Here is a 25,041-nt window from a genome sequence, read left to right as displayed (position 1 = left end):
CGAATTCGTCCCGGATTAATCGCGCAGCAGCTCGTTGATACCCGTCTTGGAGCGGGTCTTCTCATCGACCGTCTTGACGATGACGGCGCAATAGAGATGCGGGGCGGCGAGACCGTTCGGCATCGTGGCATTGCCCGAGGGCATCGAGCCGGCGACGACGACCGAATAGGGCGGTACTTCGCCATAGCTCACTTCGCCGGTGGCGCGATTGACGATCTTGGTCGACTTGCCGATGTAGACGCCCATGCCGAGAACCGAACCTTCGCGAATGATGCAGCCTTCGACGACTTCCGAACGGGCGCCGATGAAGCAATTGTCCTCGATGATCGTCGGGCCGGCCTGCATCGGCTCCAGAACGCCGCCGATGCCGACGCCGCCGGAAAGATGCACATGCTTGCCGATCTGCGCGCAGGAGCCGACGGTTGCCCAGGTATCGACCATCGTGCCTTCATCGACATAGGCGCCGAGATTGACGAAGGACGGCATCAGCACGACGTTCTTGGCGATATAGGCCGAGCGACGCACGACGGCATTCGGCACGGCGCGGAAGCCGGCGGAACGGAACTGGTTCTCGCCCCAGCCCTCGAACTTGGAGGGAACCTTGTCCCACCAGGTAGAAGCGCCCGGGCCGCCCTTGACGACTTCCATGTCGTTCAGGCGGAAGGAGAGGAGAACGGCCTTCTTCAGCCACTGGTTGACGGTCCATGTGCCGTCTTCGCCACGAACCGCAACACGAGCCTTGCCGGCGTCGAGCAGGTTAAGCGATTCTTCCACCGCATCGCGAACCTCGCCTTTGGTCGATACACTGACGCTGTCGCGATTGTCGAAAGCGGTCTCGATTGTCTTTTCGAGGGCGGCGAGGTTGAAGCTGCTCATGGAAGATCCTTAAACGTCACGCAGTATCGTGATGGCTGGAAAGGTGGTCAATTGGTCCCATTTGCTCTAAGCGACCGCCACTCAAGCGTCAATGTGAATTGGCGCCAACCAGGGTTGGCGCGGGAAGGAAGCATCAGCATGTCGAAGAGAAGGTCGGAAGCGCGCGGAGCCGAGGACAAGGTCTGGGAACCGCTGAAGGACAGTACGGCGGACAAGCACGCCGCCGCCGCCCAGCCCAAGACACCGCAGACGCAGTCGCCGTCCTACCGCCTTGCCTTCACCGACGAGGATTTCCTCTGCAGCAAGGAATTGCGGCCGCTTAGGCTGCAGCTGGAGCTTCTGAAAGCGGAGATGATTCTGGCGGAAAAAGGCATTACCTCGACGGTGGTGCTGTTCGGCGGCGCCCGTATCCCGGCTCCCGGCCAAAAGCCTTGGGCGGCTCATAACGAGACCCAGCACAACAATCTGCAGGCGGCATCTGTCTACTATGACGAGGCGCGAAAATTTGCCGCGCTTTGTGGGGAATATTCGGCGAAGTTCGACCACAAGGAATTTGTCGTGGTTACCGGCGGCGGTCCCGGTGTCATGGAAGCGGGCAATCGCGGTGCGAGCGAAGCCGGCGCCCCGACCATCGGCCTCAACATCATGCTGCCGCACGAGCAGGCACCGAACCCCTATGTGACTCCGGATCTCTCTTTCAATTTCCACTACTTCGCCATCCGCAAAATGCATTTCATGATGCGGGCAAAGGCGGTCGCCGTTTTCCCCGGCGGCTTCGGCACGCTGGACGAGATGTTCGAGGCGCTGACGCTGATCCAGACGAAGCGGATGGAGCGTATTCCGCTGATCCTGTTTGCGGAAAAATTCTGGCGCAGCATCATCAACTTCGAGGCGCTGGCCGATTTCGGCACGATCGCCCCGGAAGACATCGAGCTGATCAATTTCGTCGAGACGGCGGATGAAGCCTGGAAGGTCATCCAGAATTTCTACGAGAAGTAAAATAGAGAAAGCCCGCCCCTCGGGGGAGAGGCGGGCCTTTGTCGACAACTGCCGGGCTAGTTCCATTATGCGGGGGGCGGGGAACTAGAGGGGGCGGTCCGGCAGGTCGTCGATGGAAATTACGCCGTCCTTGTTGGTATCCATCCGGGCGAACAGCTTGTCACTTGCTGCGGAGGCTTCAGCCTTGGTGATCTTGTTGTCGCGGTTCTCGTCGATCATCCGGAAGAACCGACCACCACCCATGCCGCCGTGGCGTTCGAAACCGGCCTTGCGGAATTCGCCGCGCCGGCCGTCATGGTCGCGGTCTGCGCGTTCATGACGCGGACCATCGTGATCCTTGCGTTCGGCACGCTCAGGGCGATTTTTCCCTTCTTCCGCCATTTCGGGCCGCGGGTTGTTCTTGGCGAACTCCTCGCGCTTGGCAACGCGGTAATCCAAAAGCTCGCCGCGAGTGATGTTGCCATCCTTGTTGGCGTCGATCTCGGTAAACAGGGCGTCCTGGCGGGCGGCCATTTCTTCCTTGCTGATCTTGCCGTCCTTGTTGGTATCGGCGGTCTTCAGCAGGCGGACGAAGGTCACGTCCTGCATCATCGCGCCGCGCATCATGCCGTGGGGGCCACCTGGGCCGCGCTCCGGGCGATCCGGTGCGGCGAATGCCGGGATTGCGGCTCCTGCGACCAGCACGGCACCGAGGGTCGCCAAAACGATCTTCTTAGCGGTCATAGACGGGTTCCTTCCGGTTATTTCGATAACCACAAGATATGGCCGCCAAGCTCTGGCAACCACTTAAACTCCCGTAATGTGGATGAATTGTTTGTAATGCTGCAATTGCGCCTGGAACGTCAGCCCGGCACGATACCCTTCAGGAAACCGGCGAGATCGTCAGTCACATAATCGATGTGATCGTCCTCCTCCGACAGCATTTCCCAGCGTTCGATCAGCACGTCGTCGAGATTGCGCGGCGTCAGAAGCACGGTGCGCATGCCGAGTGTCTTGGGAACGGTGAGGTTGCGCGGCAGATCCTCGAACATTGCCGCGTTGGCCGTATCGACCCGGTGCAGGCTGGCAAACTTGTCGTAGGTCTCGCCTGCCGGCTTCGGCACGTAACCTGCTGCGACGATGTCGAAAATGTCGTCGAAATTGTCGAGGATGCCGAGTGCTCTCGCGGCCGCTTCCGCATGCGGCACGCTGCCATTGGTGAAGATGAACTTGCGGCCCGGCAGCGCCTCGATCGCCTCGCCCAGTTCGGGGTTGGGCAGCAGGATGGAATAGTCGATCGCATGCGCTCGTTCGAGAAATCCGTCCGGATCGATGCCATGGTGCAGCATCAGCCCCTGAAGCGTCGTACCGTGTTCGTGGTAATAGCGCTTCTGCAACGCCCGCGCCTCGTCCCGCTCCAGCTGCAGCAACTCCTGCACATAGGCCGTCATGTTGACGTCGATCTGGGCAAACAGGTTGATGTGATGTGGGTAAAGCGTGTTGTCGAGATCGAAGACCCAGTCACGGATATGAGCGAAATCGGCAGCGTCGGCAGCGGTCTTGGGTTTCTTGTCCATGTTTCGCTTATGCACTGCCTCGCTCATAAAGAAAATCGAAAAGGCGACGGCTGCGAGCGGCTTCCGGCTTGGCGATAAATCCGTGCGCGTGATACCGCGATTGTATGGAACTCTGGATCCCCATCACCATTGCTGCCGCCTTCCTGCAGAACCTGCGCTCCGCAATGCAGAAACATCTTCAGGGCAGGCTGGGCACGCGCGGCGCGAGCTTCGTCCGTTTCGGTTACGGTTTCCCGGTCGCCATTCTTTATGGCGTCCTGTTGCATCATCTCGCGGGATACCCCGTCCCGCGGATCAACTGGAGCTTTGCGATCTGGGCCGTGATCGGCGGTCTGGCACAGATCTTCGCCACCATCATGCTGGTCCACCTTTTCTCGCTGAGAAACTTCGCCGTCGGCACGGCCTATTCGAAGACCGAGCCGGTTCAGGCGGCTATCTTCGGGTTCATCCTGCTCGGCGAAAAACTGACGATCGGCGCAATCGGCGCGATCATCACCGGTGTCATCGGCGTGATGCTGATCTCGATGGCGCGCATGCCCCTGTCATGGAGGAACACCGTCACGGCGCTGGCCAGTCGCACTGCACTGGTCGGCATCGCCTCCGGTGCGGTCTTCGGCATTTCGGCAGTCGCCTATCGCAGCGCGTCGCTATCGCTTGACGGGCCGAACCCGGTCATGCAGGCCGCCATGACACTCGCCTGCGTCACCACCTTCCAGACCGTCTTCATGCTGATCTGGATGTTTTGGAAGGACAAGAACGAGATCGTGCAGGTGCTGAAGACCTGGCGTTCTTCGTCGCTGGTGGGCCTGGCCAGCGTCTTCGGTTCTGCCGGCTGGTTTACCGCCATGACGCTGCAGCAGGTGGCCTATGTCCGGGCACTCGGCCAGATCGAACTCGTCTTCACCTTCATGGCTTCCTATTTCCTCTTCCACGAGCGGATCAACCGCATGGAGATTTTAGGCTGCATGTTGATCGTGGCGGGCATCCTCGGGTTGCTGGCGGGCTGAAACGAAAAAAGGCGCCTCACCGGCGCCTCCCCTCAAATCGCGATCATTATCAGATCAGGGCACGATCAGCGTGCCGGCACCGTGCTCGGTGAAGATCTCGAGCAGCACGGAATGGGCGGTCTTGCCGTTAAGAATGACGACACCCTGAACACCGGAGCGGATCGCCTCGATGCAGGTCTCGACCTTCGGGATCATGCCGCCGGAGATCGTGCCGTCCTTGATCAGCGCCTGCGCCTGCGCAACCGTCAGTTCCTTGATCAGGTTCTTGTCACGGTCGAGCACGCCCGGAACGTCGGTGAGGAACAGCAGACGCGTCGCATGCAGCGCGCCGGCAATCGCGCCGGCAAAGGTATCGGCATTGATATTGTAGGTGGCACCGTCACGGCCCGGAGCAACCGGTGCGATGACCGGGATCATCTCGGACTTGGCAAGCAGGTCGAGCAGCGTGCGGTCGACTTCGACCACCTCGCCGACAAAACCCAGATCGAGAACGCGCTCGATATTGCTGTCTGGATCGACGATCGTCTTTTTCGCCTTTTCGGCAAAGACCATGTTGCCGTCCTTGCCGCACAGGCCGATCGCCCATTCGCCGGTCTGGTTGATCAGCGCGACGATTTCCTTGTTGATCGAACCGGCGAGAACCATCTCGACGATCTCGACCGTCTTCTGGTCAGTGACGCGAAGTCCGCCTTCGAATTTCGATTCGATGCCCATCTTGGACAGCATGGCGCCGATCTGCGGGCCGCCGCCATGGACGACGATCGGGTTGACGCCGGACTGCTTCAGAAGCGCGATGTCGGCGGCAAACGCCTTGCCGAGTTCGGTATCGCCCATCGCGTGGCCGCCGTATTTCACCACGATCGTCTTGTTTTCATAGCGCTGCATATAGGGCAGAGCCTGGGCGAGAAGCTTGGCCTGGAGTTCGCTGTCTGACGTCGTCATGAAAATCCCTCACATCAAAGGTGCGGCGCTTTTAGCGCATCTTTTTGACAGATGAAACAATCTGGTGGAAAGATTTGGCCGTAGCAGTTGGAGAGTGGGGAAAACGCGATTCTCCATCGGCACGGGAGGTTGATTTGGCACCAGAAAGCGACATCGCCGCCTTGGTCGGGCGTGTGGCACTACGCGACAGGGCAGCATTTGCAGAACTTTATTCTCAAGTCTCGCCGAAACTTTTTTCCGCCTGCCTTCGTATTCTGAAAGATCGTGGTGAGGCGGAAGACGCTTTGCAGGAAGTTTTCGTCAAGATCTGGCAAAGGTCCGGGCGTTTTGCCGCGGCAGGCAACAGTGTGATGGCATGGCTGGTGACGATCGCTCGAAACCATTCTATTGACGTATTGAGAGCGCGTCGACCAACGGGCGAAAGCACGGATGAGGATTGGCAGATCGCCGATCCGGCACCGGGGCCGGAAAATGCGGCAGTGATGAAATGGGAAGGCAAGCGCATTGACAGGTGCATGGAGGAGTTGGATTCTGACCGTGCCGGTGCAGTACGCAGTGCTTATGTCGAAGGCCTGACCTATCAGGAACTGGCCGAAAGGCACGCAGTCCCGATCAATACAATGCGAACCTGGCTGCGACGCAGCCTTCTGAAACTGAGAGAGTGTCTCGATCGATGAGCAAGCCGGAACAAAGCGAAGGGGATCGCTCCCGCGACCAGCTTTTGGCCGGGGAATATGTGCTGGGCGTTCTGCCGGAGGCGGATCGCCGAAAGGTCGAGGCTCGTATCGGCAAGGACCGGGCATTCGCGGCCATGGTGGCCAACTGGCAGGAAAATCTAGCCGGCTTCGACACCGACTACGAAGAACAGGCGCCGCCATCACGGACATATTCCAGGATTGAAGCCAGACTGTTTCCCGCCAGGACATTCCAGCAGCAACTGCTTTCGGCTGGTGGCTGGTGGAACTCGCTAGCTCTGTGGCGCGGGCTGGCAATTGCATCGTTTGCGACACTGGCCACCTACGCATCGTTCCAATCCGGATGGATCGGCGAAGCACCGCCATCCCAGGCGCTTGTGGCGGAGTTGAGTGGCGACAATAACGCCGCTCTCGGCCTCATGGCGCGTTACGACACCGGCAGCGGACGCTTGCAGCTCATGCCGGTCGCTGCGAAGGCCGACGATGCACGCTCGCTGCAGCTCTGGCTCGTGCCCGACGGCGGCGCTGCACCGGTTTCTCTCGGCATCCTGCCGCAGACGGGCGAGGGCGCTGTCGATATTCCCGCCGACTTGCGGCCGCGCCTCAGGGATGGGGTAACCTTTGCCGTCAGCCTTGAGCCTTTCGGTGGCTCGCCGACCGGCCAGCCGACCGGGCCGGTGATCGCATCCGGTAAGGCGCAAGGCATCTAGTCTGAAATACCTCATTAAAATCAACGGCCTGATAGTTTCAGGCCGTTTTTTTGGTTCGACCTGAAACTCTTTTCGGCTGCACTCCGTCTTTTCTCATGTCGCCGCTCTGGTTGGGCGGCAAGCCTTTGAAAGGCGCGTATCCGCGCCGGGGCGAGATCCTTCGGGAGGAAGAGAAGTCATGTTCAAGTCCACACTTCGCACACTTGCCATCGCAACCGCAGTCTCCGCCATTGCTGTCGGCGCGCATGCCGCCAACCCCAAGGTGGGCGGTGCAGCCATGTATGAAAACAAGAACATCATCGAGAATGCGGTCAACTCCAAGGACCACACGACGCTGGTTGCGGCCGTAAAGGCAGCCGGCCTGGTCGAGACGCTTGAAGGCAAGGGGCCGTTCACAGTATTTGCCCCGACCAACGAAGCCTTCGCGGCACTGCCGAAGGGCACGGTCGACACGCTTCTGAAGCCTGAAAACAAGGCTCAGCTGACGAAAGTGCTGACCTGCCACGTGGTGGCTGCCGACGCGATGTCGACGGCCATCGAGAAGATGATCAAGGACGACAAGGGCACCCATGACGTCAAGACCGTCGGCGGCTGCATCCTGAAAGCCAAGGAAAGCATGGGCAAGATCACTCTGACCGACGAAATGGGCGGCGTTGCCCACGTCACGATCGCCGACGTCAAGCAGTCGAACGGCGTCATTCACGTGATCGACAAGGTTCTGCTTCCTAAAATGTAAGCGCGGTTCGCCCGAACCTGCAGCTTGCATTGAGATCCGGCCGCTCCCCACAGGGGCGACCGGATTTTTTGCGTTTTTGAGCAATCTGGAATTGCGTGAAACAAATAGATAGCGCTCTTAGCGCACGGCCTCGGCGATCGCTGCGCGCAACTCGTCCACGCCCTTGCCCTTTTCGGAGGAGGTGGAGAGGACGAAAGGATAGGCGGCAGGGCGCTTGCGGATTTTTTCCTGCGTCTCTTCAAGCAGCTTCGGCACGGCCGGTTCCTTGATCTTGTCCGTTTTGGTCAGCACGATCTGGTAGGAAACGGCAGCCTTGTCGAGCAGATCGAGAACGTCTTCGTCGTTCTTCTTCAGCCCGTGCCTGCTGTCGATCAGCACATAGACGCGCTTCAGTGTCGAGCGGCCGCGCAGGTAGTCGAAGACGAGTTTCGTCCAGGCATCGACCAGTTCCTTCGGCGCCTCGGCATAGCCGTAGCCGGGCATGTCGACCAGAGCCATTGGAGGCAGGTCGCCTACTTGGCCCGAATAGCCATCCGGAACGAAATAGTTGAGTTCCTGCGTACGGCCGGGCGTGTTGGACGTCCGCGCCAATCCCTTCTGGCCGACCAGCGCATTGATGAGCGACGATTTGCCCACGTTGGAACGGCCGGCGAAGGCAACCTCGAGAGGGCCTTCAGGCGGAAGGAATTTCATCGAAGGCACGCCGCGGATGAAAATCCAGGGCTTGCCGAATATGGGCTTGTCGTTGGTGGTCATCCGCTTTTCTATCTTCGTGTCCAGTAAAACGCCAATCGCATCCGGGTTTTGGTGCCGGATGTCAAGCTTCACTGGCTTTTTCGAGGGCCGGGATTTCGCAGAGGGACAAAAAGAAAACCCCGGAGGCCGATCCGGCATCCGGGGTTTTCTGGGTTATTTACTCTCTGCCGGCTTTCGTTTGAACAGGCCCTTGAGATTGTCGAAGAGCTCGATCTTGGCGCCGTGGCGCTTCATGATCACTGCCTGCTGCGAAACCGACAGCGTATTGTTCCATGCCCAGTAAATGACGAGACCCGACGGGAACGACGCCAGCATGAAAGTAAAGACCAGTGGCATCCAGGTAAAGATCATCGCCTGGGTCGGATCCGGCGGTGTCGGGTTCATGCGCATCTGCAGGAACATCGTGATGCCCATGACGAGCGGCCATACGCCGATCATCAGGAAGTGCGGAACGTCGTAGGGCAGGAGACCGAACAGGTTGAACAGCGAGGTCGGATCCGGTGCGGACAGATCCTGGATCCAGCCAAAGAACGGTGCATGGCGCATTTCGATCGTGACGTAGATGACCTTGTAGAGCGCGAAGAAGACCGGGATCTGCAGGAGCACTGGCCAGCAGCCGGCGATCGGGTTGATCTTCTCTTCTTTATAAAGCGCCATCATCGCCTGCTGAAGCGCCATGCGGTCGTCGCCGTGCTTTTCTTTCAGCTCGGTCATTTTCGGCTGCATGCGCTTCATGTTGGCCATCGAAGCGTACTGCTTGCTGGCGAGCGGGAAGAAGATGAGCTTGACGACAACGGTCGTCAGCAGGATCGCGACACCGAAATTGCCGACATGACGGAAGAAGAAGTCCATCAGCTGGAACATCGGCTTGGTGATGAAATAGAACCAGCCCCAGTCGATCAGCAGGTCGAAATGCGGAATTGCGTAGTCTTGGGCGTAACGGGCGACGAGCGGCACTTCTTTCGCGCCGGCGAAGACCATGTTCTTCAACTCGGTCGACTGGCCGGGCTGAATGGTCAGTGCATCACCCTTGTAGTCTGCCTGATAACGCGGCTGACCATCGGTGAAATGCGTGAACCGGCCTTCGTAGGGCATGGTCTGCGGCGGCACGATGGTGGCTGCCCAGTATTTGTCGGTTATGCCAAGCCAGCCGCCGGTTGCCTTCGCATTGGTGACGGCTTCCTTCTCGATGCTGGAATAGGTGTGCTCGCTGAGGCTGCCATCCGTACCGGGTACGCCGAGGAAACCCTCATGGATAACCCAGACCGAAGGTGTCACCGGCTTGTTGTTGCGAGTGATACGGCCGTAGGAGGAAAGGGTGATCGCTTCCGCACCGGGGTTCTCGATCTTGTCGGCGACGGAGATCAGGTAGTGATCGTCGATCGAGATCGTACGGTTGAAGACGACGCCCTTTTCATTGGTGAAGGACAGTATCACCGGGGTCGTCGTGGTCAGCTTGTCGCCGCCCGCAAGCGTCCAGGTCGTGCCGGGGCCGGGAACCGCACCGCTCGTATCGCTGCCGATATAGCCGACTTCACCGAAATAACCGTCATGGGTATCTGCCGGCGAGAAGAGCGTGATCAGCGGGCTCGAGTCATCGACGGTCTCATGATACTCGCGCAGCTTCAGGTCGTCGAAGCGGGCGCCGGTCAGATTGATCGAACCAGAAACGGCCGGAGTATCGATTGCGACGCGGGCGGACTTGGCAAGCGCCTGGTCGCGGGTTGCAGTCGCCTGGGCCTGGCCGGCACCCGGCAGATTGCCGGTGGTCGTGGCCGCGCCGGGGCTTTCCGGCGTGAATGTCGGGTTCTGCGCGGCCTGCTGCTGCTGCAATGCCTGCTGGGCTTCAGCGGCACGCTGCTGCGCTTCCATGCGCGGGTTCATGTAGAGGAACTGCCAGGCAAGGACGATGACGACCGATAGGCCGATCGCGATGAAGTAATTTCGGTTTTTTTCCATCATGCTTTCCTGGAGGGTGTTCCTGAGACAGGCTTGGCTTTTTGCCTGCCTTCAATCCGTGCTGCAAGCTGTTCGATCAAATTTGGGAAGGAAATGCCGAGCACCTCCCTGCGCGCGACGATCACATAGTCGTGTCCGTTTTCCATTGCAAATCCGGCGGATTTGCGCACCGCCTCTTTCAGGCGCCGGCGCATACGGTTCCGCTCGACGGCGTTGCCGTGCTTCTTGGTAACGGTAAAGCCGACACGGGGCGGCTCATCAGGCTGCTTGCGATCGAGAACTTCTAGGAGAAACGTTCTCCCGCGGCGTGCTTCGCCCTTGCGAACAGCAAGAAACTGCGGCCGGTTTTTCAACCGCCCGACAGTGTTTTTCGTGTCTTTACTCGTCGTCACTGCCCGATCCGGGCAAGTCGGCCGTTAGGCCGACAGACTGGCACGGCCGCGTGCGCGACGAGCCGAAAGAACCTTGCGGCCACCCTTGGTAGCCATGCGGGCACGGAAACCATGACGACGCTTGCGAACAAGCTTGGACGGTTGGTAGGTACGCTTCATTTTTTTAATGCCGCGGTGTGCGGCCCTTCTTGAAGATTGCCTCTATCGAAGCAAGAGCGTTTCGGAAAATGCGCAAAACGTGAGGATGCATAAGGCAGTCCGCCGTCTGAGCGCGCGGGCATATAGTTCAGGTTGAGCCTGAAAGTCAATCAGCAGGCCTTGATTGGCAGGAATGAAGCGTTTTCGTCATTTGTATTTAAGTGAACGCGAATACAATTATTAATATTTATCGTGGCGGATTTGATTTCCAAAGGTTGCAATTTTTGGTGGATATTTCCGCTTTGCGGGCAATAGCTCAAGTTGTGAGAAAATATATCACTGAATAGAGTGCCTGGGCGCGATATTTTTGCGCCGTCTGGCAGGTTTAGATCGTCATGCCGATCAGCCATTATTAACAATTTTATGCTAATTTTCGCAAGTATCAAGAATAGCGGCTGCTGTTGGTGCTGTTCTGGTGTCTTTGGAGGGGATAACCGTGAAAATTGGAGTAAAGATCAACCTTCTCGTGGGGTTGATGAGCCTTGTCGCATGCGCAATTGCCGGATTGTCGGTCTTCGCGGTTACCGAATACAATGACAAGCAGAGTGCCTACGCCAATATTGCCGACCGTGTTTATAAGGGCGAACGGCTGAACCGTCTTGTGACTGCCGTGGTGATGGACGCCCGCGGCATGTACGCGGCAAAGGACATAGATACCGCCAAGCCCTTTGGCGAAAGCGTGACGAAAAGCCTCGGCGATATGGAGAAGCTGGTCGCGGATTGGGCGGCGGTCGTTCCCGTGACCCAGAAGGCGCAGTTCGAAAAACTCACGGCGGGCTTCAGGGAATTCAAGACATTCCGCACCGAAACAGTGCGCCTTGGTGCAACGGAAGGCCCGCAGGCCGCCAACGTTCAGGGCAATAACGACGCCAACCGGGCCAACCGCAAGGCCTACCAGGCCGAGATCGACAAGGTGGTCGCCTCGGATCTGGCCGATCTCGACGTGCTGAGCGCCGAGATGAGTTCTTTCGGCAACCTGATCTTTTACTCCGTCCTCATCGTTGCAATCTTCGGTGTGGGCGGTGGTTTGGGCTTCGGTCTTTATCTCGGACGCAGCCAGATCAGCGGACCGATCCTCAAGTTAACCTCTTCCATGGGCCGTCTGGCGCAGGGCGATTATGACGCCTCCGTACCCTTCTCTGGCCGCAAGGACGAGATCGGCGACATGGCCGCAGCGGTCGAAGTCTTCAAGACAAATGGTCTCGAAGTCGCCCGCATGACCGATGCCGAAGCCGGCCTGAAAGCGAAAAGCGACGATCTGCAGACACGCATGTCGGCCGTCGTTCAGGCGGCGGCCGAGGGCGATTTCACCCGCCGTATCGACAAGCAGTGGGGCGTCGAAAGCCTTGACCGCGTTGCCCGCAACATCGACCAGCTGGTCAAAAGCGTCGATGCAGGCGTATCCGAGACGCGCCGCGTTGTCAGAAGCCTGTCGGATGGCGATCTGACCGACAGCATGCGGGGCGAGTTCAAGGGCGCGTTTGCCGAACTGCAAGAAAACGTCAACGGCACGATGCAGACGCTTCAGTCCACCATGGGCAAGGTCCGCAATGCGACCGGCGCCATGAATGACGGGGCTTCCGAGCTGAGCAGTGCTTCAAACGATCTGTCGAAGCGCACAGAGCAGCAGGCCGCAGCCCTCGAAGAAACGTCGGCCGCGCTGGATGAAATCACATCCGTCGTAAGGACTTCGACCGAACGGGCCAATGAAGCGACGACTATGGTCGGCGAAGCGAAGGAAAGTGCCGTCCAGTCCGGTGCCGTCGTGCGCAATGCCATCGAGGCAATGGGCCGCATCGAGCAGGCATCCCGCGAAATTGCCCAGATCACCAACGTGATCGACGAAATCGCCTTCCAGACCAATCTTCTTGCTTTGAACGCAGGCGTCGAGGCGGCACGGGCCGGCGAGGCCGGAAAGGGTTTTGCCGTTGTTGCCCAGGAGGTCCGCGAACTTGCTCAGCGTTCCGCCAGCGCCGCGAAAGACATCAAGGGTCTGATCGGCAAGTCGGGCGAGGAAGTCGCGGGCGGCGTCAAGCTGGTGCAGAAAACCGGTGAGGCGCTTTCGGAGATCGAGGCGCGCGTCACCCGCATCAACGACCACATCCATTCGATCGCCGTCGCGTCTCGCGAGCAGGCGACCGGTCTCGCCGAGGTCAATACCGCGGTCAACCAGATGGACCACGTCACCCAGCAGAACGCAGCCATGGTGGAACAAAGCTCGGCAGCAACCAGCAAGCTTTCATCCGAAGCGGACGCGCTCTATCGCCTCGTTGCGCATTTCAGGATCGACGAAGAGGCCGGCCGTTCGACGCGCCTTGCATCGGCCGATAATGCTCATCGCCCACAGCCGTCGCCGGCAAGAAAACTGACCGCCGCGATCGGCCGTGCTTTCGGTGGACGTAGCTCCGCAGCGGCAGCCAACACCGCAGACTGGGAAGAATTCTGATCAGACGCATGTCGCATGAAGGCTTGCGATCAGATAACGACCTGAAGTTTGATGAGCCAATCCGAGGGATTGGGGCATACTTTCAGTGCTAACATTACCGAAATTTAAGGCGGAGGCACGGTTTGCCTCCGCCTTTTGCGTTTGCCTGGGGTGTTCAAATCTTGGTGACGCGGTAAAATGGACGCATACACGGGGAGTTGAAACCCGTGGCTGAAATTGGAGATCCGTATGGATAGCGAGGTTCACACCTCGGAACGTCAGGGAACCTGGCCAGACGGCGCCGGACCGGAGCCGATGCCGACGATCCTGCGCGGGCTCTCCGGTCGTTTGCTGTGGCTGACAGTTATATTCGTCATGCTGGCCGAAATCCTGATCTTCATGCCGTCCATTTCCGGCATGCGCATGAACTGGCTGCGTGACCGCCTTGATACCGCCGCCGCCGCCGGCATCGTGATCGATGGGCTTCAACCTGCCGAACTGCCGCGCGCCGTACAGGACGATACGCTGCTGGCGACGGGGACCAAGGTCATTGCATTGCGCAAGGACGGAACGTCCCGGCTGCTGGCCGCGATCGAAGTCCCGCCGGAAGTCGATGCCCAGTACGATCTTGCCCACACATCTCTGCTCGGCTCGATGCGCGATTCACTGGATACGCTTGTCTTCGGTGGCAACCGGGTGATGCGCGTTTTCGGACCGGTCGGCGAAAGCGACATGATCATAGAACTGGTCATGACCGATACCGCCCTTCGCAAGGACATGCTGAAATATTCGAAGACGATGTTTCTGATCTCCCTGCTGATTTCCCTGATCACGGCGGTGCTTATCTTCCTCGCGATCAATCGGATGATGATTTCGCCGATCCGGCGGTTGACGCACAGCATGCAGCTGTTTTCCGAGCGGCCGGACGATCCCACCCGCGTTTTCTCCGCCGATCGTTCCCGCGGTGAGTTGGCCGTGGCTGGGCGGCATCTTGCGGCAATGCAGGTCGAGCTTCAGAGAACGCTGAAGCAGCAGAAGAATCTCGCGGATCTGGGCCTCGCCGTATCGAAGATCAACCACGACATGCGCAACATCCTCGCCTCGGCTCAGCTGATGTCCGACCGCTTGACGGATGTCGAAGATCCGATGGTCAGAAGCTTCGCCCCGAAGCTGTTGCGTACCATCGACCGGGCGGTTGGTTATACCAACGAGGTTCTGGCCTATGGTCAGGCATCGGAGGCTGCCCCACGCCGCCGGCGGGTCAATCTGAACGACCTTTGCCAGGAAGTGCGCGACATGCTGGCCATCGATCCGGATGCCGGTATCGAGTTCATCGAGCAGATATCGGAAGACGTGGAAGTCGATTGCGACGGCGAACAGATTTTCCGTGTGGTTCACAATCTTTGCCGTAACGCGGTCCAGGCCTTGCTCACCCATGATGCCAATGATCCGAAAGTCGTCCGACGGGTCACCCTGTCCGCCCACCGCCTCGGCAGCGTCGTCAGCATCACCGTCGATGACACCGGGCCCGGCATGCCACGTAAGGCACGCGAGAACCTGTTCTCCGCTTTCAGGGGGTCTGCGCGTTCGGGTGGCACGGGGTTGGGGTTGGTTATCGCACGCGAGCTTGTGCTGGCCCATGGCGGCACGATCGCCCTCGTTGAAAAGCCCGGTCCGGGCACGCAATTCCGCATCGAAATTCCCGACCGCCCGGTCTCCCTGGAGGACTACCGCGCCAGGGCGTGAGTAAAAAACACGCAAAAACAAAGGCTTGTTTGTTTTTTGAAGATAAAATGACATCAAGCCGGGAATAATCGCTTGCAATCCTTCTCGGCAGCCTTTAGAGGATCGCCACGCCAGCGGAACACACCGCTGACAGACGCACCCGTAGCTCAGCTGGATAGAGCACCAGACTACGAATCTGGGGGTCAGGAGTTCGAATCTCTTCGGGTGCGCCATTCTTTCTTTCCAATTGATCACTGAATATCGCGCGGCAACATGCTTTGCCGTTGCCATCCGGAATATGCCGGTTCGATCCCTATCTCGTGGAAAATTTCACACCGTTTAAGTGCGTGCCCGATGGGCAGAGCACACGGCTTGCGCTATCCAGAACAGACCTGTGAATCAGTTCTTTGCTGCAGCCGGCTGAGCCGCTGCTGTCCGTTCGGAGTCGAGTGCCATGAGATGGAAGCGTACGATCCAGTTGCTGGATGTTCATGCCGAAGGCGAGATTGGTCGCGTGGCGATCGGTGGCGTCCCGAAGATCCCCGGCAATACCGTCGCAGAGCAGCTCGCCTGGATGAATTCCGACCCGAAAGGGCAGGAGCTTCGCCGCTTCCTCTGCCTCGAGCCACGCGGCACGCCGATCGGCTCCGTCAACCTTCTCCTGCCGCCAAAACACCCGGATGCGGATGCCGCCTTCATCATCCTGCAGCCGGATCAGGCACATGCCAGCTCAGGCTCCAACTCGATCTGCGCCACAACCGCGCTTCTGGAGGCCGGTATCGTCGAGATGAAGGAGCCGGAGACGGTCGTCACGCTGGAAACGGCGGCCGGTCTCGTCAGGGCTGTGGCCACCTGCCGTGACGGTCGCTGCGAGAAGGTAAAGCTCACCATGGTCCCGTCTTTCGTTCACGAGCTGGACGTGAAACTGCACACGCCGGAATGGGGTGAGATCACGCTGGATATCTCCTATGGCGGAATCTTCTACGGTCTGGTGGACGTCTCCCAGATCGGCCTGACCATCGAGAAGAAGAATGCGGCGGCGCTCGTCCAGGCGGGCATGATCCTAAAGGATCTGATCAACCGGCAAATCCCGGTGGTCCATCCGGAAATTCCGGCGATCTCAGGTGTCGCCTATGTAATGTTTCGCGATACGGAGGCCGATGGCACCGTTCGCACCTGCACCACCATGTGGCCGGGCAGGGCGGATCGCTCGCCGTGCGGCACGGGTAACTCTGCCAATCTTGCGACGCTGCATGCGCGCCGCAAGGTGAAGGTCGGAGACGTATTCCTGTCGCGCTCGATCATCGGCACGCAATTCGAGGTCGGCCTTGCCGCCGAAACGCATGTCGCGGGAAAGCCGGCAATCATTCCAACGATCGCCGGCCGCGGATTCACTTTCGGTCTGCATCAGGTCGCGCTCGACCCGTTCGACCCGCTGGCCGATGGTTTTGCCATGACCGACGTCTGGGGCCCTTCGGCCGGCGATATCGTTTGATCTGTTAGATATCGCTGCCGATCTTGGCGGGCGTCTCGACGTCGCCCTGTTTCAGGACCAGGGAGCTTACCCCTTCCAGGCCCTGTTGATTGGGTGCAGGCACGATACCCAGTTCCTGGAACTGCGCGTATTTGGAAGCGCCGAACAGGTCACCCTTTGCAGCTGCCTGACGATACATCTCGGCGGCCTTTTCGGCATTGGCCGCAATGCCTTCGCCGGTTTCATACATGATGCCGAGATTGATCATCGCATCCGTATTGCCGCGCTGGGCAGCAAGGTCGTACCAGGCGATGGCCGTCTGGTCGTCGGCATCGACGAACTGGCCTTCGTCATAGATCGCACCGATATTAAACGCCGCAGTGTCGTCACCGTCGGCCGCGGCCTTTTCGAACCATTGCAGTGCCTTGTTGACATCCGGCTGCGTGCCGAGACCGTCACGATAGGCAACGCCGAGATTATAGGCGGCGAGAGTGTTGCCGCTGTCGGCTGCCTTTTGATAATAGGCGAACTCTGCCTTGTCGTCGCCGAGGCGGCCCATCAGCATGCCGTAATTGACCATCGCCGCTGCGTAACCGTTCTGCACCGCCGTGTTGTAGGCGCTCATTGCCTGATCGGGTTCATCGACGCTATTGAGTGCGCGGCCGAGCTGGTAGGCAAAACGGGGGTTTCCCGTCGTATCGAAAGCCATGCGGCATGCTTCGACGGCCTGATTGCCGATATCGGCAATGTTGACCGGAGCAAATTCGCCGTTGCGCTGCTGGTCGTAGGGGCTGCCGGCCAGGCGATCACAATCGCCTTGCTGGACGGATGCGAGGAGGAGGTTGTTGCGTTCCGCGGCGTCGGGCGAAACCGTCAGCGCAAGAATCGCGACAGCGGCACCTGTGGTAATCGCAAAACCCTTGTTGACTTTCAGAGTCCGGGATTTCATTGTTCGCTCCGACTCAAAACACTTTCAGATTGCTTAATGAACGCAGCACCCGCGTGCTTGTTCCGCGTATTTTGCGTAGAACCTTCGTTCAGAGCCTGCGCAACTCGCACGATCCCGTGAACCTTAGCCGCATAGTGCCGATTGCGATTGGAGGTTTCCGTGATCCTTCGGCGGGCTGCTAGATTGTCTTTACGTTTGCTTTGATGTTAAGCGGGATCGACATTCTCGAAACTCTTAGCGGAACAGATCCATGAAAACGCTCCAGATTCGCCGTCCTGACGATTGGCACCTCCACCTGCGCGATGGTGCCGTGCTGGAAGGCGTGATCGGAGATACGAGCCGGCATTTCGCCCGCGCGATCATCATGCCGAACCTTGTTCCGCCGGTGGTGACGACGGCGGATGCCGCCGCATACCGCACGCGGATCATGGCTGCTTTGCCGAAGGGGCATAGGTTCGAGCCGTTGATGACCCTCTACCTGACGGAGCACACCAACCCGGATGACGTCGAAGAGGGCAAGAAAAGCGGGCTGATCACCGCCGTAAAACTTTACCCTGCCGGTGCCACGACCAATTCCCATGGCGGCGTGCGTGATTTCGAAAAAGCCATGCCGGTTCTGGAGCGCATGGCAAAGATCGGCCTTCCGCTCTGCGTGCATGGCGAAGTCACGACGCCTGAGGTCGATATCTTCGATCGCGAGGCAGTCTTCATCGAAACGGTGCTCGACCCGTTGCGCAAGCGGCTTCCGGAACTGAAGGTGACGATGGAACACGTCACGACCTCGGATGGCATCGACTATATCAAGTCGTCCAAGGCGAACCTCGCGGGCACGATCACCACCCATCACCTGATCATCAACCGTAACGACATCCTCGTCGGCGGCATCCGCCCGCATTATTATTGCCTGCCGGTCGCCAAGCGCGAAAGCCATCGTCTCGCGTTGCGGGCCGCTGCGACATCGGGCGACCATCGCTTCTTCCTCGGCACGGATTCTGCCCCGCATGTCGATCCGTTGAAGGAATGCGCCTGCGGTTGCGCCGGCATCTATACGTCGGTCAACACGATGAGCTGCCTTGCGCATGTCTTCGAGCAGGACAATGCACTGGACAAGCTGGAAGCATTTGCATCGCTGAATGGCCCCGCCTGGTACGGGCTGCAGCCTAATGCCGAGATGATCACGCTTGAGAAACAGGATGCTCAGGTCGAATTTCCAGCAAAGCGTGATACCGGTGCCGGTGCGGTCACCGTCTTCGACCCCGGCTTCCAGATCTTCTGGAATGTCGTAGACTGACGTTATCGATTGTTACTGCCGAAATAATTTTATTCGGGTTGTATCTCTCCGAAGGTAACACTTTGGAGAGATTCTCATCTTAGCTTCTGCTCGTATATTGAAGAAATCTTCGAAGAGAAATCCAGCATGATGCTCGACTATCAGTCTCTTCTGCTTGCGCTTGGTGTTTCCGCCGCATGCCTGATGGTCACCTTGTTCGGTACCTGGTTTTCCCGCCGGGCGGACTCCTTTCTTCTGACCCTGGTTATTTCGCTTTTCCTGATCGTGGCCGGCATCGCGGCCTACAGTTCCTTCACCGCACAGTCAGGTATCGCTCCGGCCGCAATCGCCTACGCGCTTCTGATGTGCGGTTTCTCCACCATCTATGCGGCATCTGTCCAGTTCCGTACAGGCTCGTCTCCCTGGCGCCTAGCCGGTGTGCTTTCCTTTGTCAGCCTCGCGCTCGGCATGCCCCTCATCCTTGTAGGCCTCAACGGTCTTGGCCTGATCATCATGAACGTGCTGACGGCCATCCTTTTGGTCGGCACGGGCTGCCAGTACTGGACGGCACGCAAGGAGGCTCCCGGGCCTCTGGTCGGCATGGTCGTTCTCTATTGCATCAGCGGCTTTTCGTTCGCTCTCTGCGCTGCCGTCCTGATCGCGGATGGCCGATTGAGCTTGAAAGAGGCGCCGACGAACTGGGCCGAGGATCTCAATATAGGCATCTGCATCGCCGGAATGACTGGTATCGGAGCCTTGTCGCTTGCTCTTCACCAATGGCGGATGGCGGCCATTCACCGGCATGAGGCGATGACCGATGCCCTGACCGGCCTGCTCAATCGCAGGGCCCTGTTCGATCAATATGGCGGACGAAAGCTGAATGCCTCCACGGCCGTCATTGTTTTCGATATCGACCGCTTCAAGACGATCAATGACCGGTTCGGCCACTCTGCCGGGGACGAGGTTCTCAAACTTTTTGCGCAGGATATGATGGCGGAGATGGTTCCTGCGGCATCTGCTGCGCGACTGGGGGGCGAAGAGTTTGCCATGGTCGTCGGCGAGGTCATGCCCGGCCGCGCCGAACGGATCGCCAACGCGGTACGGATGCGTTTCGCCGCCCGCGATATCGTCATCGATGGAAAACTCGTTCGCTGCACGGTCAGCGCGGGGGTATCCGTGGGGCTGCCCGAAGGCCAGCCGTTCGAAGCCGTCCTCAATCTTGCTGATGGCGCACTTTACGAGGCAAAGAGGGCCGGGCGCGATCGGGTCGAAATCGCTTCCTATCTCCGGTCCATCCCTCCATCGCCCGACAGCCGCACTTCAGCCTGAAAACTTTGCGCTGCGTCGCTGTTTCGCTGGCTAAGCCCTGCGCATGCTGCTATTGCGGCGCGTGGTTTCAAGCAATGTCCAGCGAAAGTGTGCAGCGGTTTCGCGTTCGGACTTGCGGATGAAAAAAGCAGCGATCAAGGAGCGGGCATGATCCAGACCACATTTATCGACCGAAATGTAATGGCCGAACTGATGGCAAAGATGCTCTGGGAGATCGGAGCCGTACATTTCAGCGCCGACAAGCCCTACAAGTTCTCCTCCGGCATGATGAGCCCTGTCTATATCGATTGCCGCAAGCTGATCTCCTATCCGCGCATTCGCTCTGCCGTCATGGATTTTGCCGCAGCAACCATCATGCGTGACGCCGGCTTCGAGAAATTCGACTGTATTGCCGGTGGCGAAACTGCGGGCATTCCCTTCGCAGCGTTTCTCTCCGAGCGTCTCGGCCTGCCGATGATCTATTGCCGCAAGAAGCCGAAGGGCCATGGCCGCAATGCACAGATCGAAGGTCATATGCCGGAAGGCGCCCGCGTCCTGGTGATCGAGGATCTGACCACTGCCGGCGGCTCCATGTTCACTTTCATCGATGCGATCCGCGCTGCCGGCGGTATTGTCGATCACGGCATTGCGCTCTTCTATTATGGCATCTACCCGGAAGCCGAGCAGCGTTTCGCAAACGGCAATGTCCAGCTTCATCACATCTCGACTTGGCGTAATGTTCTCGCAGTTGCCCGCGAGCAGAAGCTGTTCGACGACAAGACCCTGTCGGAAGTCGAATCCTTCCTCGACGCGCCGCTTGAATGGTCAGCCCGCAATGGCGGGGTGTCTGAGCTTTCGCTCTAGCGCAGATATAAAAGCTCAGGTATCGATGAGCGAAACAATGATCTCGGGGAGGAAATCGATGATCCTGTGCTGCGGCGAAGCTTTGATCGACATGTTGCCGCGTGAGACCACGCTCGGTGAACCGGGCTTTGCGCCTTACGCGGGTGGTGCCGTCTTCAACACCGCAATTGCGCTGGGGCGTCTCGGCGTCCCGGCTGCTTTCTTCACCGGCCTCGCCGACGACATGATGGGCGATATCCTGCGCGACACGCTGCGCAAGAGCAATGTCGATTTCAGCTACTGCGCCATTGCCTCGCGCCCTTCGACCATCGCTTTCGTCAAGCTGGTGGATGGCCACGCGACCTACGCCTTTTATGACGAAGGCACGGCCGGCCGCATGATCACCGAGGCCGATCTGCCGGCGCTTGGCGATGAATGCGAGGCGTTGCATTTCGGCGCCATCAGCCTGATCCCTGAACCCTGCGGCTCGACCTACGAGGCGCTGATGGTTCGCGAACATGAAAAGCGCGTCATCTCGCTCGATCCGAACATCCGCCCCGGTTTCATCAAGGACAAGGCATCCCATCTCGCCCGTATCCGCCGCATGGCGGCGATGTCCGATATCGTCAAGTTCTCGGATGAGGATCTTGCCTGGTTCGGGCTGGAAGGTGATGAGGATACGCTCGCCCGCCATTGGCTGCATCACGGTGCCAAGCTTGTCGTCGTCACCCGCGGCGCCGAAGGTGCCGTCGGCTACACGGCGGATCACAAGGTGACTGTGCCGAGCGAACGGGTGACGGTCGTCGATACGGTCGGCGCCGGCGATACGTTCGATGCCGGCATTCTGGCATCGCTCAAGATGCAGAACCTGCTCACCAAGGCGCAGGTGGCAAAGCTGACCGAAGACCAGATCGCCGCGGCGCTGGCGCTTGGCGCCAAGGCTGCTGCGGTTACCGTCTCACGCGCTGGGGCGAACCCGCCATTTGCAAACGAGATCGGGCTGTAAGGCTCATCAGGTACGAACAAAAAATCCCTCCGGAAACACCATTCCGGAGGGCTTTTTGTTGGATACTATCGAAGTTTATCTCTTCAGTCCGGCCAGCGTCTTCACCAAGCCCTGCGTCGATGAATCGTGCCCCTCGGCGCTTTCCTTGCCTTCGACGACCGGAAGCAGGCCCGTCGCCAGTTCTTTGCCGAGTTCCACGCCCCATTGGTCGAAGGAGTTGATGCGGAACAATACGCCTTCGACGAAGACGCGGTGCTCGTAGAGCGCTACGAGGCGGCCGAACGCGAATGGCGTCAGCTTGTCATGCACGAAGGTGATCGACGGACGATTGCCGGTGAACACCCGATGCGGGGCGATAAAGTCCGCCTGCTTGTCGTCCATGCCCTTGGAGGTGAGCTGAGCCTTGGCTTCCTCGAAAGTGCGGCCCTTCATCAGGGCTTCCGACTGTGCTAGGCAATTGGCGATCAGAAGATCGTGCTGATGACGTAGTTCGGGCTCGAAACCGTTCGCCGCGATCATGAATTCGGCCGGGATGATGCTCGTGCCCTGGTGGATCAGCTGATAGAAGGCATGCTGGCCGTTGGTGCCGGGCTCGCCCCAGACGACCGGGCCGGAATTGCCTTCGACCGGCGTACCGTCGATCGTCACGCCCTTGCCGTTGGATTCCATGTCGAGCTGCTGCAGATAGGCCGGGAAGCGCAGGAGGCGCTGGTCATAGGGCAGGATCGCGCGTGTCGGGTAACCCAGAACGTTGCGATGGTAGAAGCCGATCAGGCCCAGCAGCATCGGCAGGTTTTCGCGAACAGGCGCCGTGCGGAAATGGTTGTCCATGGCATGCGCGCCATCGAGGAACTTGCCGAAATTCTCCGGCCCGATCGCGATCATCAGCGGCAGGCCGATGGCCGACCAGATCGAATAACGACCGCCGACCCAGTCCCAAAAACCGAAGACACGTGTCGCATCGATGCCGAAGGCTGCAACCTTTTCGAGCGCCGTCGAGACGGCGGCAAAATGGTGCTGCACGGCGTCGTCGCCAAGCTTGTCTGCGATGAACTTGCGTGCCGAAGCGGCATTGGTCATCGTTTCGATCGTCGTGAATGTCTTCGAAGCGACGATGAACAGGGTCGTTTCCGCATCGAGCAGCTTCAGCGTGTCGGCAATATGGGCGCCGTCGACATTGGAGACGAAATGCGCCCGCGGTCCATCGTGGAAAGGCGCAAGCGCCAGTGTCGCCATGACCGGGCCGAGATCCGAACCGCCGATGCCGATATTGACGACATCGGTGATCTTTTTGCCGGTCGCACTTTTCAAGGCACCGGACCGGATGCCATCGGCAAACTTGCCCATCGCAGCCAGCACGGCGTTGACATCGGGCATCACGTCCTTGCCATCAACCAGCACCGGCGTATTCGAGCGATTGCGAAGCGCCGTATGCAAGACTGCGCGGTTTTCGGTGAAGTTGATGGCGACGCCGGAGAACATCTCCTCGCGCTTTTTCGCCACTCCGCCGGCTTCCGCAAGCTTTTCGAAGAGCGCGAGGATCTCCTCGTTCACTGCAGTCTTCGAATAGTCCATCGTGAGGTCGTCGAAACGGGCGCTGAATTTCTCGAAGCGTCCGGCATCCTTGACGAAGGCGGCACGGATATCCGTTGCTTTGGTTTTATCTGCGGTGGATTTGAGATCTTTGACGATGGTCTTCATGGTTTCCTCGCATTCTGCAGATGATGCACGGGAACCTATTCGCTTTCCTGTTCAAATCAAGCGGAAGCGAAGCGTCTTTTGCGTAACGGCCCGATCAATTGTCCAGCTTATTGGCCGACAGCCGTTTCAACCGTATTGCCGAGCGCCTGCCCGAACCGGCCGACCTGGTCGTTATAGGTGCGTCGTGTCGTCGGGTCGAAGATGGCAATCGGCGTGCTGACGGCGACGCTGGCCGCGCCGCCGACCGTCTGCGCCGTTCCGAGCGCCACGGCGCCCAGCCGTTCGCCAAGCCCGACATCGCTGTCGGTCACGGTCTGGCCTGCAATCAGGCGGTTGCCGATCAGCTTCACCACTTCCGGGCTTTCGGCGAATTTGCCGTGGTTCAGGCGATCGCCGCCCTGCAGCTTGGTAAGATCGAGCACGACGATGCCTGATTTTTCGAACTCGGTGCGATAAGGCTCGATCGTCGGATCCACCTGGCCCAGACGATCGATATTGCCTGAGATACGGCGCGACAGGCTGAGTGCCCGGTCGTCTTGCGAGACGAAGAGGGTGAAATGCGGACGGTTCTTGCCCAGTTCCGCCATCTGTCTGCCAAACACGTCGACGTCGAGATCGGGCGATGCGAGAATGACATTCTTGATCTTCGGTGCGACGCGTCCGTCGCGGATCGCCATCTGGCGCAAAGCCTCGACTGTCAGCCATGAGCCCATAGAATGGGCCATGATCGTCACTTCATCGACGCTGGGTTCAGTTGCGAGCCGGCGTAACATCGTCTCCAGCGCGTCGCGGGAATAGTTGGTGCTTTCCTTGTCGTAATTATAGGCGAAGATGCTGCCACGCGATGGCCAGGTGAACAGCACCGGTGCCGCATCGGCGCCGCTGTCATGCACGATCTGGGCGAAGCGGTACACCGCATCTTCATAACGGTTGTTGAAACCGTGGACGAACACCATCACCCGCCGGCTTTTCGTCAGGTGGCCACGAAGCCAGCGCGGGGCATCCGTCGCTTCTATCGGCTTGACCGAAAGGGTGGCAAATTCCTTCGCAGGATTGGCCGGAAGTTTCTTCGGCCATTGCACCTGACCTACTTCACGGGCGCTGTCGGGAGGGATCGACACCGCAATCTCGGTAACTGTTGGTTCCTTGCCGCGCTCGCCGGAAAACAGCACGCCCGGCTGTTCAGTCGACTTGCGGGTCGTTGCGACAAGCACATCGACATTGGAGGCTCCGGGTGCGGAAGCCCCGGCCGTTGGCACCAGCACGCCTTCAGGCCTTCCGGCGCATCCCGAAAGGGCGGCCAGAACAGAAACGACGGCAATCAGGCGAAACGAAAATCCGGCACGGTTTTGCAAGCGAACTCCAACAGCTTTTCCCGGCACCACAACCTCTGGGTAATGGAGCGCGAAGGTGCCGTCCACTGCTAAACGGGGGAGGTGACGGCGACAAGTCACTCTTGGTTTTAACCTGTCGCCGTGTTGCAACGGCGCTGGAGCAATTCCAGCAAAAGTGGA

Annotated in this window: 23 protein-coding genes and 1 tRNA gene; 13 read left to right on the top strand and 11 right to left on the bottom strand. The window is 59.2% G+C overall.

Annotated elements, in window-relative coordinates; all coding sequences use genetic code 11:
- Nucleotides 1-15: 15 nt before the first annotated feature.
- Nucleotides 16-876, bottom strand: a complete 861-nt coding sequence (gene dapD / locus FHP24_RS08760) for a 2,3,4,5-tetrahydropyridine-2,6-dicarboxylate N-succinyltransferase (RefSeq protein ID WP_139675554.1) — start codon at nt 874-876, stop codon at nt 16-18.
- Between the two features lie 138 nt (nt 877-1,014).
- Between dapD and FHP24_RS08755 the strand changes: the two genes are divergently transcribed.
- Nucleotides 1,015-1,875, top strand: a complete 861-nt coding sequence (locus tag FHP24_RS08755) for an LOG family protein (RefSeq protein WP_139675552.1) — start codon at nt 1,015-1,017, stop codon at nt 1,873-1,875.
- Between the two features lie 84 nt (nt 1,876-1,959).
- Here the strand turns inward: FHP24_RS08755 and FHP24_RS08750 are convergent, their stop codons facing one another.
- Together FHP24_RS08750 and FHP24_RS08745 are read right to left on the bottom strand one after the other, a co-directional pair.
- A complete protein-coding gene (locus tag FHP24_RS08750; protein WP_139675550.1) occupies nt 1,960-2,598 on the bottom strand; it encodes an EF-hand domain-containing protein in 639 nt (212 codons plus the stop codon).
- Between the two features lie 119 nt (nt 2,599-2,717).
- On the bottom strand, nt 2,718-3,431 hold the full coding sequence (locus tag FHP24_RS08745; protein ID WP_139675548.1) for a pyrimidine 5'-nucleotidase: 714 nt from the start codon (nt 3,429-3,431) through the stop codon (nt 2,718-2,720).
- Between the two features lie 104 nt (nt 3,432-3,535).
- On the opposite strand from FHP24_RS08745, the gene FHP24_RS08740 reads away from it, so the two are divergent.
- Nucleotides 3,536-4,438 carry a DMT family transporter gene (locus FHP24_RS08740; RefSeq protein ID WP_139675546.1) on the top strand — a complete coding sequence of 301 codons (903 nt, stop codon included), beginning with the start codon at nt 3,536-3,538 and terminating at the stop codon, nt 4,436-4,438.
- 54 nt (nt 4,439-4,492) lie between these two features.
- Here the strand turns inward: FHP24_RS08740 and argB are convergent, their stop codons facing one another.
- Complete coding sequence (argB, locus tag FHP24_RS08735) at nt 4,493-5,380, bottom strand: acetylglutamate kinase (protein WP_139675544.1); 888 nt, start codon at nt 5,378-5,380, stop codon at nt 4,493-4,495.
- Between the two features lie 134 nt (nt 5,381-5,514).
- On the opposite strand from argB, the gene FHP24_RS08730 reads away from it, so the two are divergent.
- The 3 genes from FHP24_RS08730 to FHP24_RS08720 all read left to right on the top strand — a co-directional run bounded on the left by FHP24_RS08730 (nt 5,515) and on the right by FHP24_RS08720 (nt 7,521).
- Nucleotides 5,515-6,057: a sigma-70 family RNA polymerase sigma factor gene (locus FHP24_RS08730; RefSeq protein WP_139676197.1), complete on the top strand. Its 543-nt coding sequence runs from the start codon at nt 5,515-5,517 to the stop codon at nt 6,055-6,057.
- On the top strand, nt 6,054-6,785 hold the full coding sequence (locus FHP24_RS08725; RefSeq protein ID WP_139675542.1) for an anti-sigma factor: 732 nt from the start codon (nt 6,054-6,056) through the stop codon (nt 6,783-6,785). Before FHP24_RS08730 ends, FHP24_RS08725 begins: the two co-directional genes overlap by 4 nt.
- Before the next feature lie 178 nt (nt 6,786-6,963).
- Nucleotides 6,964-7,521 (top strand): fasciclin domain-containing protein, encoded by a 558-nt coding sequence (locus FHP24_RS08720; protein ID WP_139675540.1) that lies wholly within the window; start codon nt 6,964-6,966, stop codon nt 7,519-7,521.
- 117 nt (nt 7,522-7,638) lie between these two features.
- Here the strand turns inward: FHP24_RS08720 and yihA are convergent, their stop codons facing one another.
- The 4 genes from yihA to rpmH all read right to left on the bottom strand — a co-directional run bounded on the left by yihA (nt 7,639) and on the right by rpmH (nt 10,787).
- Nucleotides 7,639-8,277, bottom strand: a complete 639-nt coding sequence (gene yihA / locus FHP24_RS08715) for a ribosome biogenesis GTP-binding protein YihA/YsxC (RefSeq protein ID WP_139675538.1) — start codon at nt 8,275-8,277, stop codon at nt 7,639-7,641.
- A 153-nt stretch (nt 8,278-8,430) separates the two neighbouring features.
- Nucleotides 8,431-10,236 (bottom strand): membrane protein insertase YidC, encoded by a 1,806-nt coding sequence (gene yidC / locus FHP24_RS08710; RefSeq protein WP_139676196.1) that lies wholly within the window; start codon nt 10,234-10,236, stop codon nt 8,431-8,433.
- A complete protein-coding gene (gene rnpA / locus FHP24_RS08705; RefSeq protein WP_139675537.1) occupies nt 10,236-10,628 on the bottom strand; it encodes a ribonuclease P protein component in 393 nt (130 codons plus the stop codon). The genes yidC and rnpA overlap by 1 nt, the downstream gene beginning before the upstream one ends.
- Before the next feature lie 24 nt (nt 10,629-10,652).
- Complete coding sequence (gene rpmH, locus FHP24_RS08700) at nt 10,653-10,787, bottom strand: 50S ribosomal protein L34 (protein WP_112458319.1); 135 nt, start codon at nt 10,785-10,787, stop codon at nt 10,653-10,655.
- Between the two features lie 475 nt (nt 10,788-11,262).
- On the opposite strand from rpmH, the gene FHP24_RS08695 reads away from it, so the two are divergent.
- The 4 genes from FHP24_RS08695 (at nt 11,263) to FHP24_RS08680 (ending at nt 16,471) form a co-directional block, all read left to right on the top strand.
- Nucleotides 11,263-13,272, top strand: a complete 2,010-nt coding sequence (locus FHP24_RS08695) for a methyl-accepting chemotaxis protein (protein WP_139675535.1) — start codon at nt 11,263-11,265, stop codon at nt 13,270-13,272.
- A 294-nt stretch (nt 13,273-13,566) separates the two neighbouring features.
- Nucleotides 13,567-14,997, top strand: coding sequence for a sensor histidine kinase (locus FHP24_RS08690; protein ID WP_246091683.1), 1,431 nt, complete (start codon nt 13,567-13,569; stop codon nt 14,995-14,997).
- A gap of 135 nt (nt 14,998-15,132) precedes the next feature.
- Nucleotides 15,133-15,209 (top strand) — tRNA-Arg (locus tag FHP24_RS08685).
- A gap of 221 nt (nt 15,210-15,430) precedes the next feature.
- A complete protein-coding gene (locus FHP24_RS08680; protein WP_139675531.1) occupies nt 15,431-16,471 on the top strand; it encodes a 4-hydroxyproline epimerase in 1,041 nt (346 codons plus the stop codon).
- 4 nt (nt 16,472-16,475) lie between these two features.
- On the opposite strand, the gene FHP24_RS08675 is transcribed toward FHP24_RS08680, so the two are convergent.
- Nucleotides 16,476-17,399 carry a tetratricopeptide repeat protein gene (locus FHP24_RS08675; protein ID WP_139675529.1) on the bottom strand — a complete coding sequence of 308 codons (924 nt, stop codon included), beginning with the start codon at nt 17,397-17,399 and terminating at the stop codon, nt 16,476-16,478.
- A 250-nt stretch (nt 17,400-17,649) separates the two neighbouring features.
- Between FHP24_RS08675 and pyrC the strand changes: the two genes are divergently transcribed.
- From pyrC to FHP24_RS08655, 4 genes are all read left to right on the top strand, one after another.
- Nucleotides 17,650-18,690 (top strand): dihydroorotase, encoded by a 1,041-nt coding sequence (gene pyrC, locus FHP24_RS08670; protein ID WP_139675526.1) that lies wholly within the window; start codon nt 17,650-17,652, stop codon nt 18,688-18,690.
- 126 nt (nt 18,691-18,816) lie between these two features.
- The gene (locus tag FHP24_RS08665; protein ID WP_139675523.1) at nt 18,817-19,998 is read left to right on the top strand and encodes a GGDEF domain-containing protein; all 1,182 of its coding nucleotides are present in this window, start codon (nt 18,817-18,819) and stop codon (nt 19,996-19,998) included.
- Nucleotides 19,999-20,145: 147 nt separating this feature from the next.
- Nucleotides 20,146-20,841 carry an orotate phosphoribosyltransferase gene (locus tag FHP24_RS08660; protein ID WP_139675521.1) on the top strand — a complete coding sequence of 232 codons (696 nt, stop codon included), beginning with the start codon at nt 20,146-20,148 and terminating at the stop codon, nt 20,839-20,841.
- A 58-nt stretch (nt 20,842-20,899) separates the two neighbouring features.
- Nucleotides 20,900-21,826 (top strand): carbohydrate kinase family protein, encoded by a 927-nt coding sequence (locus FHP24_RS08655; RefSeq protein ID WP_139676195.1) that lies wholly within the window; start codon nt 20,900-20,902, stop codon nt 21,824-21,826.
- Between the two features lie 75 nt (nt 21,827-21,901).
- Here FHP24_RS08655 and pgi read toward each other — a convergent pair whose 3' ends face one another.
- Together pgi and FHP24_RS08645 are read right to left on the bottom strand one after the other, a co-directional pair.
- Entirely contained in the window at nt 21,902-23,527 is a 1,626-nt protein-coding gene (gene pgi, locus FHP24_RS08650; RefSeq protein WP_139675519.1) for a glucose-6-phosphate isomerase, read from the bottom strand.
- A gap of 107 nt (nt 23,528-23,634) precedes the next feature.
- Nucleotides 23,635-24,882 (bottom strand): alpha/beta hydrolase, encoded by a 1,248-nt coding sequence (locus tag FHP24_RS08645; RefSeq protein WP_139675517.1) that lies wholly within the window; start codon nt 24,880-24,882, stop codon nt 23,635-23,637.
- Between the last annotated feature and the right edge of the window lie 159 nt (nt 24,883-25,041).

Origin of the sequence: Aliirhizobium smilacinae, from assembly GCF_006335145.1 — a bacterium.
Taxonomy (GTDB): domain Bacteria; phylum Pseudomonadota; class Alphaproteobacteria; order Rhizobiales; family Rhizobiaceae; genus Neorhizobium; species Neorhizobium smilacinae.
This window is presented reverse-complemented; position numbering and strand designations above follow the sequence as displayed.

Coding starts and splice junctions, on each gene's coding strand:
- dapD (WP_139675554.1), bottom strand. CDS start 876: ATGAGCAGCTTCAACCTCGCCGCCCTCGAAAAGACAATCGAGACCGCT.
- FHP24_RS08755 (WP_139675552.1), top strand. CDS start 1,015: ATGTCGAAGAGAAGGTCGGAAGCGCGCGGAGCCGAGGACAAGGTCTGG.
- FHP24_RS08750 (WP_139675550.1), bottom strand. CDS start 2,598: ATGACCGCTAAGAAGATCGTTTTGGCGACCCTCGGTGCCGTGCTGGTC.
- FHP24_RS08745 (WP_139675548.1), bottom strand. CDS start 3,431: ATGGACAAGAAACCCAAGACCGCTGCCGACGCTGCCGATTTCGCTCAT.
- FHP24_RS08740 (WP_139675546.1), top strand. CDS start 3,536: ATGGAACTCTGGATCCCCATCACCATTGCTGCCGCCTTCCTGCAGAAC.
- argB (WP_139675544.1), bottom strand. CDS start 5,380: ATGACGACGTCAGACAGCGAACTCCAGGCCAAGCTTCTCGCCCAGGCT.
- FHP24_RS08725 (WP_139675542.1), top strand. CDS start 6,054: ATGAGCAAGCCGGAACAAAGCGAAGGGGATCGCTCCCGCGACCAGCTT.
- FHP24_RS08720 (WP_139675540.1), top strand. CDS start 6,964: ATGTTCAAGTCCACACTTCGCACACTTGCCATCGCAACCGCAGTCTCC.
- yihA (WP_139675538.1), bottom strand. CDS start 8,277: ATGACCACCAACGACAAGCCCATATTCGGCAAGCCCTGGATTTTCATC.
- yidC (WP_139676196.1), bottom strand. CDS start 10,236: ATGGAAAAAAACCGAAATTACTTCATCGCGATCGGCCTATCGGTCGTC.
- rpmH (WP_112458319.1), bottom strand. CDS start 10,787: ATGAAGCGTACCTACCAACCGTCCAAGCTTGTTCGCAAGCGTCGTCAT.
- FHP24_RS08690 (WP_246091683.1), top strand. CDS start 13,567: ATGCCGACGATCCTGCGCGGGCTCTCCGGTCGTTTGCTGTGGCTGACA.
- FHP24_RS08680 (WP_139675531.1), top strand. CDS start 15,431: ATGAGATGGAAGCGTACGATCCAGTTGCTGGATGTTCATGCCGAAGGC.
- FHP24_RS08675 (WP_139675529.1), bottom strand. CDS start 17,399: ATGAAATCCCGGACTCTGAAAGTCAACAAGGGTTTTGCGATTACCACA.
- pyrC (WP_139675526.1), top strand. CDS start 17,650: ATGAAAACGCTCCAGATTCGCCGTCCTGACGATTGGCACCTCCACCTG.
- FHP24_RS08665 (WP_139675523.1), top strand. CDS start 18,817: ATGATGCTCGACTATCAGTCTCTTCTGCTTGCGCTTGGTGTTTCCGCC.
- FHP24_RS08660 (WP_139675521.1), top strand. CDS start 20,146: ATGATCCAGACCACATTTATCGACCGAAATGTAATGGCCGAACTGATG.
- FHP24_RS08655 (WP_139676195.1), top strand. CDS start 20,900: ATGATCCTGTGCTGCGGCGAAGCTTTGATCGACATGTTGCCGCGTGAG.
- pgi (WP_139675519.1), bottom strand. CDS start 23,527: ATGAAGACCATCGTCAAAGATCTCAAATCCACCGCAGATAAAACCAAA.